General features: G+C 60.8%; 16 protein-coding genes. 9 read left to right on the top strand and 7 right to left on the bottom strand.

The genetic code is table 11. From position 1 onward, the window contains the following. Positions 1-103: 103 nt before the first annotated feature. From pta to ACR1XY_RS13585, 7 genes are all read left to right on the top strand, one after another. On the top strand, positions 104-1,126 hold the full coding sequence (gene pta, locus ACR1XY_RS13555) for a phosphate acetyltransferase (protein WP_480593957.1): 1,023 nt from the start codon (positions 104-106) through the stop codon (positions 1,124-1,126). Positions 1,127-1,196: 70 nt separating this feature from the next. Then, positions 1,197-2,228, top strand: a complete 1,032-nt coding sequence (locus tag ACR1XY_RS13560; RefSeq protein WP_480593958.1) for a YeiH family protein — start codon at positions 1,197-1,199, stop codon at positions 2,226-2,228. Between the two features lie 27 nt (positions 2,229-2,255). Beyond that, a complete protein-coding gene (locus tag ACR1XY_RS13565; protein WP_480593959.1) occupies positions 2,256-5,075 on the top strand; it encodes a molybdopterin oxidoreductase family protein in 2,820 nt (939 codons plus the stop codon). Further along, positions 5,072-5,821, top strand: a complete 750-nt coding sequence (locus ACR1XY_RS13570; RefSeq protein ID WP_480593960.1) for a 4Fe-4S dicluster domain-containing protein — start codon at positions 5,072-5,074, stop codon at positions 5,819-5,821. Before ACR1XY_RS13565 ends, ACR1XY_RS13570 begins: the two co-directional genes overlap by 4 nt. Continuing rightward, the gene (locus ACR1XY_RS13575) at positions 5,821-6,708 is read left to right on the top strand and encodes a dimethyl sulfoxide reductase anchor subunit family protein (RefSeq protein WP_480593961.1); all 888 of its coding nucleotides are present in this window, start codon (positions 5,821-5,823) and stop codon (positions 6,706-6,708) included. The genes ACR1XY_RS13570 and ACR1XY_RS13575 overlap by 1 nt, the downstream gene beginning before the upstream one ends. 108 nt (positions 6,709-6,816) lie before the next feature. After that, complete coding sequence (locus tag ACR1XY_RS13580; RefSeq protein ID WP_480593963.1) at positions 6,817-7,278, top strand: carboxymuconolactone decarboxylase family protein; 462 nt, start codon at positions 6,817-6,819, stop codon at positions 7,276-7,278. Next, positions 7,275-8,168, top strand: a complete 894-nt coding sequence (locus ACR1XY_RS13585) for a sigma-70 family RNA polymerase sigma factor (RefSeq protein ID WP_480593964.1) — start codon at positions 7,275-7,277, stop codon at positions 8,166-8,168. Before ACR1XY_RS13580 ends, ACR1XY_RS13585 begins: the two co-directional genes overlap by 4 nt. A gap of 24 nt (positions 8,169-8,192) precedes the next feature. On the opposite strand, the gene dapA is transcribed toward ACR1XY_RS13585, so the two are convergent. Further along, positions 8,193-9,065 (bottom strand): 4-hydroxy-tetrahydrodipicolinate synthase, encoded by an 873-nt coding sequence (gene dapA, locus ACR1XY_RS13590; RefSeq protein ID WP_480593965.1) that lies wholly within the window; start codon positions 9,063-9,065, stop codon positions 8,193-8,195. Positions 9,066-9,198: 133 nt separating this feature from the next. Between dapA and ACR1XY_RS13595 the strand changes: the two genes are divergently transcribed. Further along, a complete protein-coding gene (locus tag ACR1XY_RS13595; RefSeq protein ID WP_480593966.1) occupies positions 9,199-11,163 on the top strand; it encodes a lytic transglycosylase domain-containing protein in 1,965 nt (654 codons plus the stop codon). Here ACR1XY_RS13595 and ACR1XY_RS13600 read toward each other — a convergent pair. Together ACR1XY_RS13600 and mnmC2 are read right to left on the bottom strand one after the other, a co-directional pair. After that, entirely contained in the window at positions 11,137-12,006 is an 870-nt protein-coding gene (locus ACR1XY_RS13600; RefSeq protein ID WP_480593968.1) for a DMT family transporter, read from the bottom strand. The genes ACR1XY_RS13595 and ACR1XY_RS13600 overlap by 27 nt on opposite strands. Continuing rightward, entirely contained in the window at positions 12,003-12,668 is a 666-nt protein-coding gene (gene mnmC2 / locus ACR1XY_RS13605) for a tRNA (5-methylaminomethyl-2-thiouridine)(34)-methyltransferase MnmC2 (protein ID WP_480593969.1), read from the bottom strand. Before mnmC2 ends, ACR1XY_RS13600 begins: the two co-directional genes overlap by 4 nt. Positions 12,669-12,717: 49 nt before the next feature. On the opposite strand from mnmC2, the gene ACR1XY_RS13610 reads away from it, so the two are divergent. Then, positions 12,718-13,758 carry an NAD(P)/FAD-dependent oxidoreductase gene (locus tag ACR1XY_RS13610; protein ID WP_480593970.1) on the top strand — a complete coding sequence of 347 codons (1,041 nt, stop codon included), beginning with the start codon at positions 12,718-12,720 and terminating at the stop codon, positions 13,756-13,758. On the opposite strand, the gene ACR1XY_RS13615 is transcribed toward ACR1XY_RS13610, so the two are convergent. The 4 genes from ACR1XY_RS13615 to ACR1XY_RS13630 all read right to left on the bottom strand — a co-directional run bounded on the left by ACR1XY_RS13615 (position 13,750) and on the right by ACR1XY_RS13630 (position 16,729). Beyond that, positions 13,750-14,550: an HTD2 family dehydratase gene (locus ACR1XY_RS13615; RefSeq protein WP_480593971.1), complete on the bottom strand. Its 801-nt coding sequence runs from the start codon at positions 14,548-14,550 to the stop codon at positions 13,750-13,752. The genes ACR1XY_RS13610 and ACR1XY_RS13615 overlap by 9 nt on opposite strands. Before the next feature lie 38 nt (positions 14,551-14,588). Beyond that, the gene (locus tag ACR1XY_RS13620) at positions 14,589-15,131 is read right to left on the bottom strand and encodes an NADPH-dependent FMN reductase (RefSeq protein WP_480593972.1); all 543 of its coding nucleotides are present in this window, start codon (positions 15,129-15,131) and stop codon (positions 14,589-14,591) included. 115 nt (positions 15,132-15,246) lie between these two features. Further along, positions 15,247-15,918, bottom strand: a complete 672-nt coding sequence (locus tag ACR1XY_RS13625; RefSeq protein ID WP_480593973.1) for a YiaD family glycine zipper/OmpA-like lipoprotein — start codon at positions 15,916-15,918, stop codon at positions 15,247-15,249. Between the two features lie 118 nt (positions 15,919-16,036). Further along, positions 16,037-16,729, bottom strand: coding sequence for a helix-turn-helix transcriptional regulator (locus ACR1XY_RS13630; RefSeq protein ID WP_480593974.1), 693 nt, complete (start codon positions 16,727-16,729; stop codon positions 16,037-16,039). Positions 16,730-16,743 lie beyond the last annotated feature (14 nt).

Here is a 16,743-nt window from a genome sequence, read left to right on the forward strand (position 1 = left end):
AGGAACTGGGCGAGCCCTTCCGTCGTGACGCGATGAAAAAACCGGTCGCAGTCGCCGGTATCAGCGAAAACGACATGACACCACAGGCCGGAGCGTAATCCGAGTGAAACCTCTGCGCGCCATTCTCGGGACTGCAAGCGCCTCTGACAAGATCATCGCCTTAGCCGAGGGCGATGATCCCCGTGTTGTCGAAGGCGCGGTCATGGCCGTGAAAGAGAACGTTGCGCGGATTATTCTGATTGGCAGCAAGGCCGAAGTCTCGGCCTTGCTGGACACGCATGAAAGCTATGATCGCGAACGGATCAAAATTCACGATCCTGCCCACTCTTCACTGACACCTGAACTTGCACAAGCGCTGTATGAACGGCGCAAACACAAGGGAATTTCGCTTGACCAGGCGCGGCGACAGATCACAAACCGTCTGAATTTTGCCGCCATGCTGGTGCAGCAGGGCATTGCAGACGGCACTGTCGGCGGCGCGGTTGAAACCACGTCAGACACCGTGCGTGCCGCGTTGCAGATCATCGGCACAGCCCCGGATGCCGCCATGGTCTCCAGTTTTTTTCTGATGCTGTTCTGCAAGGACCATCACGAGGTCAAGGGCGCACGCATCTTTGCCGATTGCGGTCTGGTCGTTGACCCCAGCGCACAGGAAATGGCCGAGATCGCCCGCGCCTCGGCCGCGTCCTACGAGACCCTGACCGGTGAAACCGCGCGCGTGGCAATGCTGTCCTTTTCCACCTCCGGCAGCGCCCAACATGCCAAAGTTTCCAAGGTCGTCGAGGCCACGCAAATTGCGCGCGATAGGGACCCAACGCTGCTGATCGACGGAGAACTGCAGTTCGATGCCGCCTTCGTGCCCGAGGTCGCGGCCAAGAAAGCCTCCGATTCGCCGCTGAAGGGTGAGGCGAATGTCTTTGTCTTTCCCAATCTGGATGCCGGAAACCTGGGATACAAAATCGCCCAGCGCATTGGCAGGGTCGAGGCGATCGGCCCGGTCCTGCAGGGGCTGGCCAAACCCGCAAACGACCTGTCGCGCGGATGTTCCGCCGAAGACATTCTGCACATGATCGCCGTGACGGCCGTGCAGGCTCAACATGCCGAGTCCAAGCCGGAGACGTGTTGACCCGATCACCAAAGACCCCTGGCGGCTTGTCTGCCGATACCGTAATTTTTCAAGAAGGCCTGTTGGGTAGATGCTGGCAAAGACCGAGCTTACGTCTCTTTTCGGCGCAAACGCCGCCCGGACGATCCGCACCCTGTTTCCCGGCGTGCTGGTGGCGATGACCGTTGCCGCGACGGCCAAGTTCCTGTCCGAGCACTATGCCACCCCCGCCATGCTAATGGCGCTGTTGCTGGGCATCGCGCTCAGCTTTCTGGGGGAAGAGGGTAAAACCGTACCTGGCATCGGCTTTGCCGCGAAATCGCTGTTGCGGCTGGGCGTGGCGCTTTTGGGCGTGCGGGTTTCGATGACGCTGATGATGGGGCTGGGCTGGGACCTGATCGCATTGGTCGTTGGTGGTGTTCTGGCCACGATCGCATTTGGCCTGCTGATCGCGCGGTTCTTTGGACATAAGTGGCGCTTTGCCTTTTTGACCGCGGGTTCGGTTGCGATCTGCGGTGCCTCTGCCGCAATGGCAATCAGCGCCATCCTGCCCAAGGACGAGCGGTCCGAGGAACGGCTGATCTTTACCGTTCTGGGTGTCACCGTGCTGTCGACTATTGCTATGATCGCCTACCCCATCCTGGTGCGCACGCTGGGCATGAGCGACGTGGCAGGCGGCGTGTTCCTGGGCGGCACGATCCACGACGTGGCGCAGGTTGTTGGCGCGGGATTCTCGATTTCGGAACAGACCGGCGACACCGCGACGCTGGTGAAGCTATTCCGCGTGGCCATGCTGGCTCCGGTGGTTCTGGTCGCCTCGCTGATAATCCGCAGTGTCGCCGACATGGATGAGGCAGGCCAACGCCCGCCGATCCTGCCCAGCTTTGTCGTGGGCTTTCTGGTTTTGGCTGGGGCCAGCTCATTCGGTCTGATTCCGCCGTTCATTTCGGAACTGCTCAGCCAAACCTCGCGCTGGCTGTTGCTGATCGCCATCGCGGCGGTCGGCATGAAGACCAACCTGAAGCAAATCCTGTCGGTCGGCGGCGCTGCAATCGCCCTGATCGTCGTGGAAACTCTTTTTATTGCAGGAGTTATCCTCGCCGGAATAACATTCCTGACCTGATACGCTGACCCGACAGAAGGACGCCAGATGACCATCCAGCAACCGAAGATCGACACCAGCCCCAAAGTCTCGGACGAGGTCCGGCGCACCACCTGTTACATGTGCGCCTGTCGCTGTGGCATCAACGTGCATATGAAGGACGGCAAGGTCGCCTATATCGAAGGCAACCGCGACCATCCGGTGAACAAGGGCGTTCTCTGCGCCAAAGGATCGGCAGGGATCATGCAGGTCAACGCGCCATCCCGCCTTCGCAAGCCGCTGCTTCGGGTCGGGCCGCGCGGTTCGGGTGAGTTTCGTGAGATCGAATGGGATGAGGCGATCAGCACCGCCGTCGGCTGGCTGAACGAGTTGCACGAGACCGCACCGCAGAAACTGGCCTTCTTCACTGGCCGCGATCAAAGCCAGAGCTTCACATCGTTCTGGGCACAGAATTTCGGCACGCCCAACTACGCGGCCCATGGCGGGTTCTGCTCGGTCAACATGGCCGCTGGCGGCATCTATACCATGGGTGGCGCCTTCTGGGAGTTCGGCCAGCCCGACTGGGAGCATACCAAACTGTTCATGCTGTTCGGTGTGGCCGAAGACCATGACAGCAACCCGATCAAGATGGGTATCGGCAAGATCAAGGCACGCGGCGCGCGGGTGATCGGCGTAAACCCGATCCGCTCGGGCTATAACGCCGTCGCTGATGACTGGGTCGGGATAACCCCCGGCACTGATGGGCTGTTCATCCTGTCGCTGATCCATGTGCTGATGAAGGCGGGCAAGATCGATCTCGACTACCTCAGCCGCTACACCAACGCGCCGGTTCTGGTGAACGCCGCCGAAGGGTCCGAAAAGGGCCTGTTCCTGCGCAACGCCGATGGCAAGCCGCTGGTCATCGATCGCGTGACAGGTGAGCCGACGGCTTTTGACAAGCCGGGCGTCCGCCCGGATCTGTCGGCCACCTATGAAAAAGATGGCGTCACCCATCGCCCCGTCTTCCACCTGATGGCCGAGAAGTACCTGTCCGACGAGCATTCACCCGAAAACGTGGCCGATCGCTGCGGTATCCCAGCCCAGCGCATCCGTGCCATCGCCGCCGAAATCGCCCGCGTCGCCTTTAACGAGGCCTTCGAACTGGACCACGAGTGGACCGATTTCCGGGGTGAAACACATTCAAAAATGATCGGCCGCCCGGTCAGCTTTCACGCCATGCGCGGGATTTCGGCCCATGCCAACGGGTTTCAGACCTGCCGGGCGCTGCATGTGCTGCAGATCCTGCTTGGAACGGTTGAAGTCCCCGGCGGCTTCCGTTTCAAACCGCCCTACCCCAAACCGATAGAGGCACACCCCAGCCCGCACGGAGACCGTCGGCCCGGACGCCCGCTGGAAGGTCCGCATCTGGGATTTGTGCGTGGCCCCGAAGACCTGCTGATCGACGATTGCGGCACGCCACAGCGCATCGACAAGGCATTCACTTGGGAGAATCCCATGTCCGCCCACGGGCTGATGCACATGGTGATCTCGAACGCCGCCGCAGGTGATCCTTACAAGATCGACACGCTGTTCATGTACATGGCGAACATGTCATGGAACTCCTCCATGAACACCAAGGGTGTGATGGAGATGCTGACCGCCCGCAACGAAGACGGAAAATACGTCATCCCCAAGATCATCTATTCCGATGCCTATTCTTCGGAAATGGTGGCTTATGCCGACCTTGTCCTGCCCGACACCACCTATCTGGAACGGCACGACTGTATTTCTCTGCTGGATCGCCCGATCTGCGAGGCTGACGCCGCCGCCGACGCGATCCGCTGGCCGGTGGTCGAACCCGACCGCGACGTGCGCGGGTTCCAGTCGGTGCTGATCGAACTGGCTAACCGCATGAGCCTCCCGGGATTCACCAACGAAGACGGCACGCCCAAGTGGCAGGACTATGCCGACTATATCGTCAACCATCAGCGCAAGCCGGGCATCGGCCCGCTAGCCGGGTTCCGGGGTGAAAACGGTGAAAAAGAAGGCCGCGGAGAAGTCAACCCTGACCAGCTGAACCGCTATATCGAAAACGGCGGCTTCTACGTTGCGCATATCCCCGAAGGCGCGGATTACTACAAGCCGTGGAACGCTGCCTATCAGGATTGGGCCGTGGGAATGGGCATCTATGACAGCCCGCAACCCTACCTGTTCCAGCTCTATTCCGAACCGATGCGAAAGTTCCAGCTGGCCGCTGAAGGCCACGGAGATCGCCAGCCCCCCGAGCACTTGCGCCAGCGCATCAAGGACACCATGGACCCGCTGCCAATCTGGTACGAAACCGATCAGCAAGGCAATGAGGGCTTTACGGTCAACGCCCTGACCCAACGTCCGATGGCGATGTATCACAGCTGGGGCACCCAGAACGCGTGGCTGCGCCAGTTGCACGGGCGCAACCCGTTATATGTCCCGACAAAACTGATGCGCGAGCACGGGCTGAGCGACGGCGACTGGGCGAAGGTCAGCTCTCCACACGGGGAAATCACCGTTCCGGTCATGGAGATGGCAGCGCTGAACGACAACACCGTCTGGACATGGAACGCCATCGGCAAACGCAAAGGCGCCTGGGCCCTGCAGGAGGATGCGCCGGAGGCCACCAAGGGCTTCCTGCTGAACCACCTGATCCACGAGCTGCTACCGCCAAAAGGCGACGGGCAACGCTGGGCCAACTCGGACCCGATCACCGGACAGGCCGCATGGTTCGACCTGAAAGTGAAAATCGAAAAAGCCGAGGCCCCGAGTGACGCGGAAAGCCAGCCCGAGTTTGGTCCGATCAAGTCACCCGTTGGCACCGGTCCGAAAGATCTGGCGTGGAAGGTAGGCAAATGACTCAGCTCCCCCAATCCACCGAACGCAAAATGGGTCTGGTCATTGATCTGGATACCTGTGTCGGCTGCCATGCCTGCGTGATCTCATGCAAAGGCTGGAACACCGAGAACTACGGCGCGCCGCTGTCGGATCAGGACGCCTATGGCGGTAACCCATCGGGCACCTTCCTGAACCGTGTGCATTCCTACGAGGTAACACCTGAACAGGGTCACGCCCAACTGATCCACTTCCCCAAGTCGTGCCTGCATTGCGAGGACGCGCCCTGCGTCACCGTTTGCCCAACCGGGGCCAGCTACAAAAGGGTCGAAGACGGCATCGTTCTGGTCAATGAAAGCGACTGTATCGGCTGCGGCCTCTGCGCTTGGTCCTGCCCCTATGGCGCGCGTGAACTGGACGTGGCCGAAGGTGTGATGAAAAAATGCACCCTCTGCGTCGACCGTATCTATAACGAAAACCTGCCCGAAGTGGACCGCGTCCCCTCTTGCGTCCGTACCTGCCCCGCTGGAGCACGTCATTTCGGTGATCTTGGCGACCCCGACAGCGATGTCAGCAAACTGGTGGCCGAGCGCGAGGGCATGGACCTGATGCCTGAAATGGGCACCAAACCCGTCAACAAGTACCTGCCGCCACGGCCCAAGGATCAGATCGAGGACCAGATCGACATTCTGGCACCCCTGCTTGCCCCGGTCGCCGAAGAGCCCAAAGGCTTCCTAGGCTGGCTCGACAAAACTCTGGAGAAGCTCTGATGCATCCGGCCCCATCTGTCATCATCTTCACAACCTGTTCCGGGCTGGGCTTCGGCCTGCTGTTTTTCCTTGGCCTCGGCCAACCCTCAGTAACCGGTTTCGTCGCGTTCGTATTCTACCTCATCGCCTACGCTCTGGCGGTGGGCGGCCTGCTCGCCTCAACCTTCCACCTTGGACACCCAGAACGTGCCTGGAAAGCGTTCAGCCAATGGAAATCCAGCTGGCTCAGCCGGGAGGGGGTCTGCGCCGTTGCTGCACTGCTTGTCATGGGGCTTTATGCCCTTGGTGCCGTGTTCATGGGCAGCCACTGGACCGTTTTGGGGTGGGTCGGAGCACTGCTCAGTCTGGCCACCGTGTTTACCACCTCGATGATCTATACACAGCTCAAGACAGTCCCGCGTTGGAACATGAACCTGACACCGGCACTGTTTCTGTCTTTCAGCCTTGCAGGGGGTGCTCTATTGGCCGGGGTCGAAGCCTTGGCTCCCTGGCTGTTGGCCATCGCTGGGGCCGTGCAGCTTGCCTATTGGGCTAAGGGCGACGGCGCATTGACCCGGTCTGGCACCACCTTGGGCACCGCAACCGGGTTGGGAGGCCGAGGCACTGTTCGTGCGTTTGAACCGCCACACACGGGAACCAACTATCTGCTGCGAGAATTCGTCCACGTCGTCGGGCGCAAACATGCACAGAAACTGCGTGCGATTTCCTTTGGCTTGGCCTTTGTCCTCCCGTTGCTGTTGATTCTGATCCCGGTCTCGGGGGTTGCCATCAAACACATCCTTGCACTGCTTGCCGTACTGTCACATCTGACCGGCGTCGTAGTTTCGCGGTGGCTTTTCTTCGCGCAAGCTGAACACGTGGTGGGGCTATATTACGGCAAGCGCTGAAAACGGTAGAAAGAGCCTCGGGAGTGAGGCTCTTTTTCTTTGCCCCATGTCACAAACCCGGTGACTCGTGCGTCCTGTTTTTGTTCAATACCCAAACAGGAGAAATCGATGTCCCCCCGGATCAATCACTTTGCCCTTGCACCCGACCTGTTGCAGCCCATGCTCGACATGGAGGAACGACTGCGCGCGTCCGAACTGGAACATAGCCTGATCGAGCTTGTGAAACTCAGAGTTTCTCAGATCAATGGATGTGCCTATTGCATTCACATGCATACGCATGACGCGCGCGCAAACGGAGAAACCGAAGACCGCTTGCACCTGCTGAACGCCTGGCATGAAGCTTCGCTGTTTTCGGAGCGCGAACGCGCGGCATTGATCTGGGCTGAAACGCTCACCCGGATCGAAACCAGCCGTGCACCTGACGATGTTTACCGCGTAGTTGCTGCGCAGTTTTCGGAGCGGGACCTAATCACACTGACCCTTGTGACCACCACAATCAATGCCTGGAACCGTCTGGCCATTGGGTTTGCGATTCCACACCCCGAAAGCAACCAGGCCACAGCTGCGTGACCCGTACGATCCCTCTGCCCAAAGATCGGGCATTTGTCGACATGCAACCGCGTCTTTTCGCGGTTGCATATCATATGCTTGGATCAGTCAGCGATGCCGAGGATATCGTTCAGGAAGCTTACTTGCGCTGGCAGCGCGTCGACACCGAGCAGGTGCGCGACACCACAGGATATCTCATCCGCGTGGTTTCCAGGCTTTGCCTCGATCATCTACGCGCGGCCCGGGCCACGCGTGAGGCTTACCCCGGAGAATGGTTGCCAGAACCGCTGGTTACGGAAGACGCGACAGAACGATTGGACCGCGATGTTTCTGTTGCGCTCTTGATGGCTTTGGAGCGTTTGTCGCCTCTGGAACGCGCTGCATTCCTTTTGCATGACGTATTCGAACATACCTATTCCGACTTGTCTGATACGCTAAACCGCAGCCAGAGCAGCTGTCGCCAACTCGTCAGCCGTGCCAGAAAGCATGTTGAGCACGTGAAGCCCCGTGCAAGCGTCACGCGTGAGCACGGCGAAGAACTGGCCAAGGCGTTTTTTGACGCAGCAAAAAGTGGCGACACAAGAAACCTGACCAACCTGTTGGCACGGGATGTGCAATTGCACACGGATGGTGGCGGTAAAATCATCGCAACACTGAACCCGATTTACGGGCGGGATAAAGTCATTCGGTTTTTCGCGGGGCTGGCGCGGAAAGCCACTGCCGATCAGACCTATTCCGCAACCTTCTGTTGGCTGAATGGACTACCGGCAGTAATCAACAAAGAACCGGCGGGGTCAATGCAGGCGACCTCGCTAAAGATAGAAAAGGGTAAGATCGCAGCCATCTATGTGGTTCGCAATCCCGAGAAGACCCAACATCTGGAAAAACTGCTGGCAGACAGGGCCTGCTGATATCAACAGGCCCCGGCTAATGACTCAGAGCAGCCCCGCATGCTCCATTGCAGCGTCGATGGCGGCCTTTGTGCTGTCGTCCAACGCGGTCAGGGGCGACCGGACTTCGGTGCTGCACAGGCCCAGCTTGCTGAGCGCGTATTTGGCGCCAACCAGACCCGGCTCAATAAAGATCGCTTCGTGCAGGGGCATCAGACGGTCCTGATACGCCAGCGCCTTGGTGTAGTCGCCCGCCAGCGTCGCCTGCTGGAACTCGGCACATAGCTTCGGCGCAACGTTTGCGGTGACCGAAATGCAGCCGACGCCGCCATGCGCGTTGAAGCCCAGCGCGGTGGCGTCCTCGCCCGACAGTTGACAGAAGTCGGGTCCACAGGAAGCACGTTGCTGACTGACGCGGGCCAAGTCGCCTGTTGCGTCCTTCACGCCAACGATGCGCGGCAGCTCGGCCAGCTCTCCCATCGTTGCGGGAGTCATGTCGATCACTGACCGGCCAGGGATGTTGTAGATGATGATTGGGATATCGGCGCAATCATGCAGCGCGCGGAAATGCGCGATCAACCCCTTTTGGGTGGGCTTGTTGTAGTACGGCGTCACAACCAGCGCCGCATCCGCACCGATCCGTTCTGCGAATCGCACGAAGCGGATCGCTTCGACCGTGTTGTTCGAGCCCGCACCCGCGATAACCGGCACTCGACCGGCGGCGGCTTTGACAACCTCTTCCACAACGGTTTCGTGCTCTTCATGGCTGAGCGTCGGGCTTTCACCGGTGGTGCCTACGGGAACCAGCCCGGTCGAACCTTCTTGAATCTGCCATTCCACCAAGTGTTTGAGAGTCTTCAGGTCCAACTCGCCGTTTGTGAACGGGGTGACGAGGGCTGGCATTGAGCCTTTGAACATGACACGCTCCTTGGTGTGCGGTTAGTAATTTTTATGCCTCGGGCCATCACAATCGTCACGATGTGAGTTGATCCCGGCGGCGCAAGGTTTATCCTGAGTGGCTGTATCCTTGGTTGGTTGGGAAATGCAAGGCATGACACGCGTTCTGGCGCTTTTGATAGCGGTGATTCTGGGGTCAATCGGGCAAGCGCGGGCTGACGCCGCGGGCGATCTGCGCGCCGGGATGAATGAAATGCGCAAGGGCGACTGGAATGCGGCCCTGCGTGTGTCGGGCAAGCGGGGGTCCGTCAGCCGCGATATCATCGTTTGGCACTGGCTGCGGCAGGGCTTTGGCAGCTCGGGCGATGTGCTTGTGTTTCTGGACCGCCGTCCGGACTGGCCCGGGCTGGCTTGGCTGCGACACAAAAGCGAGCCTGCGTTCACCGGTGCCGATCCTGACCGGGTGATGAAATTCTATGTCGGCAATCGGCCGCAAACAGCGGAAGGTGCGCTGAACTATGCCGTCGCGCTGAAGGCTAAGGGGCATCCGGGCGATGCCGAAGCCGATATCGTGGCCGCCTGGCGCACTATGCCGATGGGGTCGGGGCTGCAAAAGGACTACCTTGAGAATTTCGGCAAGCTGCTGAAACCCCATCACGCCGCCCGACTGGACCGAATGCTGTGGGATGGGCACCATGTCAGCGCCGGGCAGATGTTGCCCTTGGTCAGCGCCGATCAGCGCAAGCTGGCCGAGGCGCGGATTGCCCTGCAAAAACGCCAGCCCGGTGTGGATAACAAGGTCGCCGCGGTTCCGAAGGCGCTGGTCGAATCTCCGGGTCTGGCTTTTGACCGGTTTGTCTGGCGCGACAAGAAGGAACTGGACGACAGCGCGATTGACCTGATGCTGGCACGTTCAACCGGGCCGGATGCGCTGGGTGAGCCGGACAAATGGGCCGAGGGCCGCCGCCGTCTGGCGCGGCTTGAGATGCGCAATGGCGACGCCAGCCGTGCCTACAAGATCGCTGCCAGCCACCACATGACACCCGAGATGGGTTACGCCTATGCGGATCTGGAATGGCTAGCCGGGTTCCTTGCGCTGCGCAAGCTGAATGATCCCGCCACGGCGGTGCGGCATTTCCAGAACTTCTCGGGCGCAGTGGAGTCGCCGATCTCGAAAGGGCGCGGCGGCTATTGGCTCGGCCGGGCCTATGCGGCTCAGGGGGAGGCTGACAAAGCCTATGACGCCTATGCGATGGGCGCAGACTATCAAACCTCGTTTTATGGGCTGCTGGCAGCCGAACGGATCGGACGGCCCTTCGACGGTGAACTGGCCAATCCGCGCCGGGCACCGCATTGGAAACAGGCCGATTTCGCCAACTCAAGCGTATTGGAAGCCGGACTGCTGTTGCTGCGCGCCGGGGAAAAAAACTTGTCCGAGCGTTTCCTGACCCATCTGGTCGAAGAGCTTGACCCGGTGCAAGCCACACAGTTGGGCGATCTGGTGATCGAACTGAAAGAGCCTCATCTGGCGGTGATGATTGCCAAGCGCGCGGCCAAAACCGGCGTTGTTTTGCCCGCTGCCTATTACCCGATGCATCCGGTGGCCGATATGGGCCTGCCCATGGCGAAAGAAATGACACTGGCCATCGCCCGCCGCGAAAGTGAGTTTGACCCTGTGGTCGTCAGCGGTGCCGGCGCACGCGGGTTGATGCAGGTAATGCCGGCCACAGCCAAGCTGGTGGCCAAGGAACTGGGCATCCTCAGCGGTCACAAGACGTTGAAATTGACTTCGGACTGGCAATACAACGCCAAGCTGGGTGCAAACTATCTCTCGGGTCTGGCAGCTGATTTCAACGGCAATGTGGTGATGATGGCCGCAGGGTATAACGCTGGACCGCGCCGCCCGATCTCTTGGATGGAGCGCTATGGTGACCCCCGCACCGGTGAGATTGACGTGGTCGACTGGATTGAGACCATCCCCTTCAGCGAAACCCGCAATTACGTGATGCGGGTGGCCGAAAGCCTTCCGGTCTATCGTGCCCGTTTGGGTCAGCCCGCTTTGCCGGTTCCTTTCTCGCAGGAGTTGGTCGGTTCAACCCTGGCTTCGTTCGCGCCATAGGGTGAACAGGCCCGCAGCCACAACCAATGCGGCACCGATGACAACTGCGGGCCGTAACGCCTCACCAAAGACCAAGATGCCGAGGGTGGCGCTCCAGACCAGATGGAAATAGGCAAAGGGCTGTACGGCGCTGGCCTCGGCCATTTCATAGCATTTGATCAACAGCCAGTGGCCCAGAACGCCGCTGACACAGAGCAGCGCCATCCACACCCAATCCGCGCGCACCATCGGTTCCCAGAACCACATCCCCACCAGTGTCATCGCGACGGCGCCGGCAATGCCGGTCCAGAAAAAACTGGTGGCCGAACTGTCCTTGCGGGCAACATAGCGGGTCAGCAATCCATAAATCGCGAACATCAGCGCGGAAATCAGTGGCAGGATGGCCCAAGGGTTAAAAACGCCAACACCCGGTTGCAGGATGATCAGAACGCCGATGCAGCCCACTCCGATCGCCACCCAGCGCCGCCAACCGACCTGCTCGCCCAGCACCGGCCCGCTGAGTGCCGCGACCAGCAGCGGATAACAGATGAACACGGCCATGCTGTCGATCAAACCCAGCACCGTGAAGGCATAAACGGCGACGCAAATCTCAGCCGCCAACAAGAGGCCACGGAAGACTTGAAGCCCAAGCTGGCTGGTTCGGGTGGCAGCCACCAAGCCTCCGGGAGAACGCGCGGCCAGCGCAATCACAAAGGCGGCGAAAAACCAATAGCGGATCATCACCACCATGTAGGTGTTGTATGTTCCCGCCAGATGGCGCGAGATGCCGTCCTGCAGGGCAAACACAATTGTCGCCGCGATCATTAGCGCGATGCCCACGCGGGAGTTGTTCTGCTGCGTCATTCCTGGATAGCCCGGGTCATATGGCGTTTGTGGCCGAAACCGGGAGTACGGGTGACAGTAAAGCCCGCACCCTCCAAACCGCGCCGCACAAACCCAGCGGCAGTATACGTGGCCGCCGTACCGCCAGCCACCGTGTGGTCGGCCACCTGCTGCATCAGGTCCGCCCCCCAGAGTTCGGGGTTCTTGGCTGGCGAGAACCCGTCCAGAAACCAGGCATCAGCCTCGCCTTCCCATGCGGGCAGCGTTTGACGCGCGTCGCCTTCGATCACCTCAAGATGCAGGGTGCCCAGATTACACCGACCGCCCTGCCATCGATCCAGAAAACGGTCGGTCCAAGGCGCAAGTTCCGGAAAGGCCGCCAGCGCACGGGACATGTCGTCGGCCACCATCGGGAAAGCCTCAAAACTGGTGAAGCTCAGGGGGGCGGTTTGGCCAGCCCTCTCCCACTCAGACCACACGGTTAGCATATTCAGACCGGTGCCGAACCCCAGTTCGGCAATGTGAAACCCCGGCGCAAACCGCGCGGGCAGGTCATTGCCCGCCAGAAACACGTGTCGCGTCTCTTCCAGCCCGTTCTGCAGTGAGAAATACGGATCATCGAAACGGTCCGAGACCGGAATCTGATCCTCGGTCCATGTCAGTTCAGCGCGCTGGTCTGCCATCGGGGAATCCTGTAGCTAAGCGGCGCGACACTGAACAAGGAAAAGGGGAATGGCAATGGTCGATGTAACGGTGCGCGGTGCGGGCATCTTTGGCCTGTCCATCGCCTGGACCTGCGCCCGACGTGGCGCAAAAGTGCAGGTCGTCGATCCGTTTGGTGCCGGTTCAGGCTCCAGCAGCGGGTTGGTCGGTGCGCTGGCCCCGCATGTGCCCGAGAACTGGAACGCCAAGAAAGCCTTTCAGTTCGACAGCCTGATCATGGCCGAACCGTTCTGGAAGCAGGTCGAAGCCACCGGCGGCGTTTCCCCCGGTTACGCGCGGTTGGGCCGGTTGCAACCCATTGCTGACGCTCGCACGCTGGAGCTTGCCCATGCGCGCGCGGAAACCGCTGCCGAGCTGTGGCAGGGGCGCGCCGAATGGAGGGTTGTTGCTGCCGAGGCCCTCGGTTCGTGGTGCCCGCCCAGCCCGACCGGATTCGTAATCCACGACACGCTAAGCGCGCGAATGCACCCCCGCCGCGCCTGTGCCGCGCTGGTGTCGGCATTGGCAGTGATGGGAGTGGACGTGGTGGCGGAAGCGCCGGACCGGGGTCAGGTCGTTCATGCCACCGGTCTGGCTGGGTTGCAGGAGTTGAGCCAGGCCTTTGGCAAAACCGTCGGCAATGGCGTTAAGGGACAGGCCGCGCTGCTGCGTTTTGATGCGGGTGAAGTGCCGCAGCTGTTTGCCGATGCGATCCACATCGTGCCCCATGCCGATCGAACCCTTGCTATCGGTTCGACCTCAGAACGCGACTACGACGACCCGTCCAGCACGGATGCCGCGCTGGACGACGTGCTGGATCGCGCCACGCGGGCGGTGCCGGTGCTGCACGGCGCCGAGGTGATCGAACGGTGGGCCGGCGTGCGCCCCCGCAGCAAAAGCCGCGCCCCGATGCTGGGTGCACATCCGTTGCATCAGGGGCAGTTCATCGCCAATGGTGGCTTCAAGATTGGTTTCGGCATGGCCCCAAAACTGGCCGAGGTCATGACCGATCTGGTGCTGGACGGGCGCGACACGATCCCCGACGATTTCCGGCCCGAGGCCTCACTCTGATGAAGACACAGCCTCAGCCAACATGCATTGCCGACCATCTGGGCCACGTACCCACAGGGTTTGCCCGTTCCGACACAGTGTCGCGGTTTCGAAATGCATCAGCGGCGCGGTTGCCCGGAACGAGAACTTCGCCAAAGGCCCCATAGCGTCTTCCGCATACAGCATCAGGTGCTGCGCCAGCAACGGGCCGTGCACGACCAGCCCGGCATAGCCCTCGACATCGCGGGCATAGTCCAGATCGTAGTGGATACGGTGGCCGTTGAAGGTCAGCGCCGAATAGCGGAACAGCAAAGTGCTGTCAAAAGTGACCGTGCACAGGTCTGTCTCGTCCGTGCGCGCAAGGAGCGGAACCGGTTTGACCTCATCAGGCGACGGATCCTGACGGTAGACCAGATCCTGCCATTCGGTCAGGCACAGCGTATCACTCTGCCAAACCTCGTGGCGCAGCGTAACAAATCCCAATGGCCCGGTGCGTCCCGTTTTCGAAGTCGCTTTTTCACAGACCGAGCGGCGCTCGGCCCCTGCCCCCGCGATCAGAGGCGTGTGGAAGTGCAGGCGGCCGCCCGCCCACATGCGACGGGGCAGGCCCATATCGGGGATCAGACTGCCCCCCACCTTCGGATGCCCATCGCGGCCCAAACGCTCGGGCGGCTGGGGCAACCAGAAATAGAGTTGGTGAAAGAACGGCGGCAGCGCCGCCCCCGCCATTATCGTTGCGTCCAGCCCCAACGCCACCTGCAATGCGGCAGCACGGGCCGGGTCGATCACATCAGATTGAATTTCATCTGCCATGGCGGCAGATTAAGCGGCCCGGAGAGGGTCAACAAGCGTTAGAACCCTGCCTCAGTTCGCAGCTTCTCCATCAGGGTCCGCAAGCTGCTTTCGTAGTGGTCGCTGGTCAGTTTCCCCTGCTCGTCGAACTCGTTCGAGCTGTCAGCCAGATGGATTTCCGGCCCCTGCAGGATGCGCGGCTGGAACGGCACCATACAGCTGCGCAGAACCATCTGCGCACGTTCGCCGCCCGCACGGCCAGCTGCCGCCGACATCACGGCAACCGGTTTGTCTGCCCACGGGCGACCATTGGTCCGGCTGACCCAGTCCAGCGCGTTTTTAAGAACGCCAGACGGTCCTTTGTTGTATTCCGGCGTTGAGATGATCACCGCATGGGCCTGCGCGATTTGTTCAGCCAGCGTTTGAACCACCTGTGGAATGCCCTCGCCCGCTTCCAGATCACCGTCATAGAGCGGCAGATTCAGATCGGCCTCGATATGGGTGCCGGGGTTGAACAGCCGCGCGGCCTCGCGAAGCAGTTTGCGGTTGGTGGCATTTTGGCGCAACGAGCCTGAAAGGCTCAGCAGGATCGGTTCAGACATCAGGAAACTCCGTCTTGGTGTTTCCCAATAGCTAGCCCAAAGGCCGCACGCGCCAAAGCCCAGTTGACGCGCAGTCAATGTGCGAAAAAGGGCACCCGCAGGTGCCCCCTTCACATTAAACGCTACCGTTCGGGATGATCTCGATATCGACCCGGCGGTTGCGGGCCTTGCCCTCGGGCGTCAGGTTCGACGCGGCTGGTCGGTTCTCACCCAGGCCTACTGTGCTGATCCGGGCACTGCTGACACCATTGGCCTGCAGGATATCCGCCACCGACCGGGCACGGCGTTCGGACAAGGCCTGATTATACGACGCCTCGCCATCGCTGTCGGTATGGCCGACGACCTGGACGCTCGAATTGGGATACCGCGTCAGGTTCTGGCCCACTTTCTCCAGATCAGCCCGCAGCGCCGGGCGCACGGTCGCGCTGTCGGTGTCAAAGGAGATATCATTCGGCACGGTGACAATCAGACGGTCGCCTGCATTGGTGACGGTGATGCCCTGATTGGCCAGTTGCTGACGCAGCTCGGCCGCTTGACGGTCCAGCTGATTGCCGATCAATCCGCCACCGGCGGCACCGACCGCAGCCCCGGCCAATGCACCCAGACCCGGGTTCGAGTTATTGGCAATCGCGCCAACTCCGGCCCCTACTAGACCACCCAAAATCGCGCCTTGTTTCGCGTTTTGGTTGGGATCGGCTGGCAGGTTCAGCGTGCCGGGATCTGTACAGGCCCCCAGAAACAAGGCCGAGCACAGCCCGGCGGACAATACAAATTTGGAATTCGTCATGATATCACCTTCTGCTCCGGCACCCGTTTACCGGGCGCATATTGTTTGGTGCAGTTTATCGCGCTGCTTGCAGGCGTTCTCAAGCAACAATCCGGTGAAATCGGCGAATACCCGCCGCCTAGGAGGCCCGTGCCGAGGCATCCCAGTGGTTCTGTTCCTGCCAGATCGCGCGCAGGGGTTCGCCCTGCCCGCAAAAGTGATCCTCGGTCAACTCGCACGCCCAGATTCGGTCGGTGCGGAAATGGCGGAACCCGTTCCGTAACTCACACCAGGCGGCCAGCAAGGTGCATTCGATGTGATAGATCAGCGCTACGGGCCGGACGATCCGTTCGGTTCGTTCCCCTTCCGCGTTTTCGTAGGTGATGCGAATCTTGCGTTCGTCCCGGATTGCCTCGCGATAGTTCACCACGGGTACGCAGCCTTTTTCGGGGTCGTCCATTGGGGCACCCCACGGCGCGACTTGCAGCCAGTCGGTCGGCACGCGCAAAGCTTCGATCTTGCGACACACCCGGTCAGCAGCCTGTTGCAACGTACTGTCCCCGGTGCGCGCCAGCATCGACAGGCCGACCCACAGCGCCTCGACCTCCTCGGCATCAAAATTCAATGGCGGCAGGTCATAACCGCGCCGCATCAGGTAACCAACACCGGCCTCACCCTCGATCGGGGTGCGTTGCGCCTGCAGGGCTGCGATATCGCGATAGACCGTGCGCGCGGACACTTCGAGCTTTTCTGCCAATGCATCCGCCGTCACTGGCGCTTCGGCCGAACGCAAAATCTGGATGATTTCGAACAGGCGGGTGGAACGGCGCATGGGTTTCTCCGGTT

The sequence above is a fragment of the Ruegeria sp. AD11(2025) genome (assembly GCF_056542405.1).

Bases quoted from the DNA above. Each gene is read 5' to 3' on its own strand.
- ACR1XY_RS13595 (WP_480593966.1), top strand. From the start codon at position 9,199: ATGACACGCGTTCTGGCGCTTTTGATAGCGGTGATTCTGGGGTCAATC.
- ACR1XY_RS13565 (WP_480593959.1), top strand. From the start codon at position 2,256: ATGACCATCCAGCAACCGAAGATCGACACCAGCCCCAAAGTCTCGGAC.
- ACR1XY_RS13615 (WP_480593971.1), bottom strand. From the start codon at position 14,550: ATGGCAGATGAAATTCAATCTGATGTGATCGACCCGGCCCGTGCTGCC.
- ACR1XY_RS13610 (WP_480593970.1), top strand. From the start codon at position 12,718: ATGGCAATGGTCGATGTAACGGTGCGCGGTGCGGGCATCTTTGGCCTG.
- ACR1XY_RS13625 (WP_480593973.1), bottom strand. From the start codon at position 15,918: ATGACGAATTCCAAATTTGTATTGTCCGCCGGGCTGTGCTCGGCCTTG.
- ACR1XY_RS13580 (WP_480593963.1), top strand. From the start codon at position 6,817: ATGTCCCCCCGGATCAATCACTTTGCCCTTGCACCCGACCTGTTGCAG.
- ACR1XY_RS13630 (WP_480593974.1), bottom strand. From the start codon at position 16,729: ATGCGCCGTTCCACCCGCCTGTTCGAAATCATCCAGATTTTGCGTTCG.
- ACR1XY_RS13560 (WP_480593958.1), top strand. From the start codon at position 1,197: ATGCTGGCAAAGACCGAGCTTACGTCTCTTTTCGGCGCAAACGCCGCC.
- ACR1XY_RS13600 (WP_480593968.1), bottom strand. From the start codon at position 12,006: ATGACGCAGCAGAACAACTCCCGCGTGGGCATCGCGCTAATGATCGCG.
- dapA (WP_480593965.1), bottom strand. From the start codon at position 9,065: ATGTTCAAAGGCTCAATGCCAGCCCTCGTCACCCCGTTCACAAACGGC.
- ACR1XY_RS13575 (WP_480593961.1), top strand. From the start codon at position 5,821: ATGCATCCGGCCCCATCTGTCATCATCTTCACAACCTGTTCCGGGCTG.
- ACR1XY_RS13620 (WP_480593972.1), bottom strand. From the start codon at position 15,131: ATGTCTGAACCGATCCTGCTGAGCCTTTCAGGCTCGTTGCGCCAAAAT.
- mnmC2 (WP_480593969.1), bottom strand. From the start codon at position 12,668: ATGGCAGACCAGCGCGCTGAACTGACATGGACCGAGGATCAGATTCCG.
- ACR1XY_RS13570 (WP_480593960.1), top strand. From the start codon at position 5,072: ATGACTCAGCTCCCCCAATCCACCGAACGCAAAATGGGTCTGGTCATT.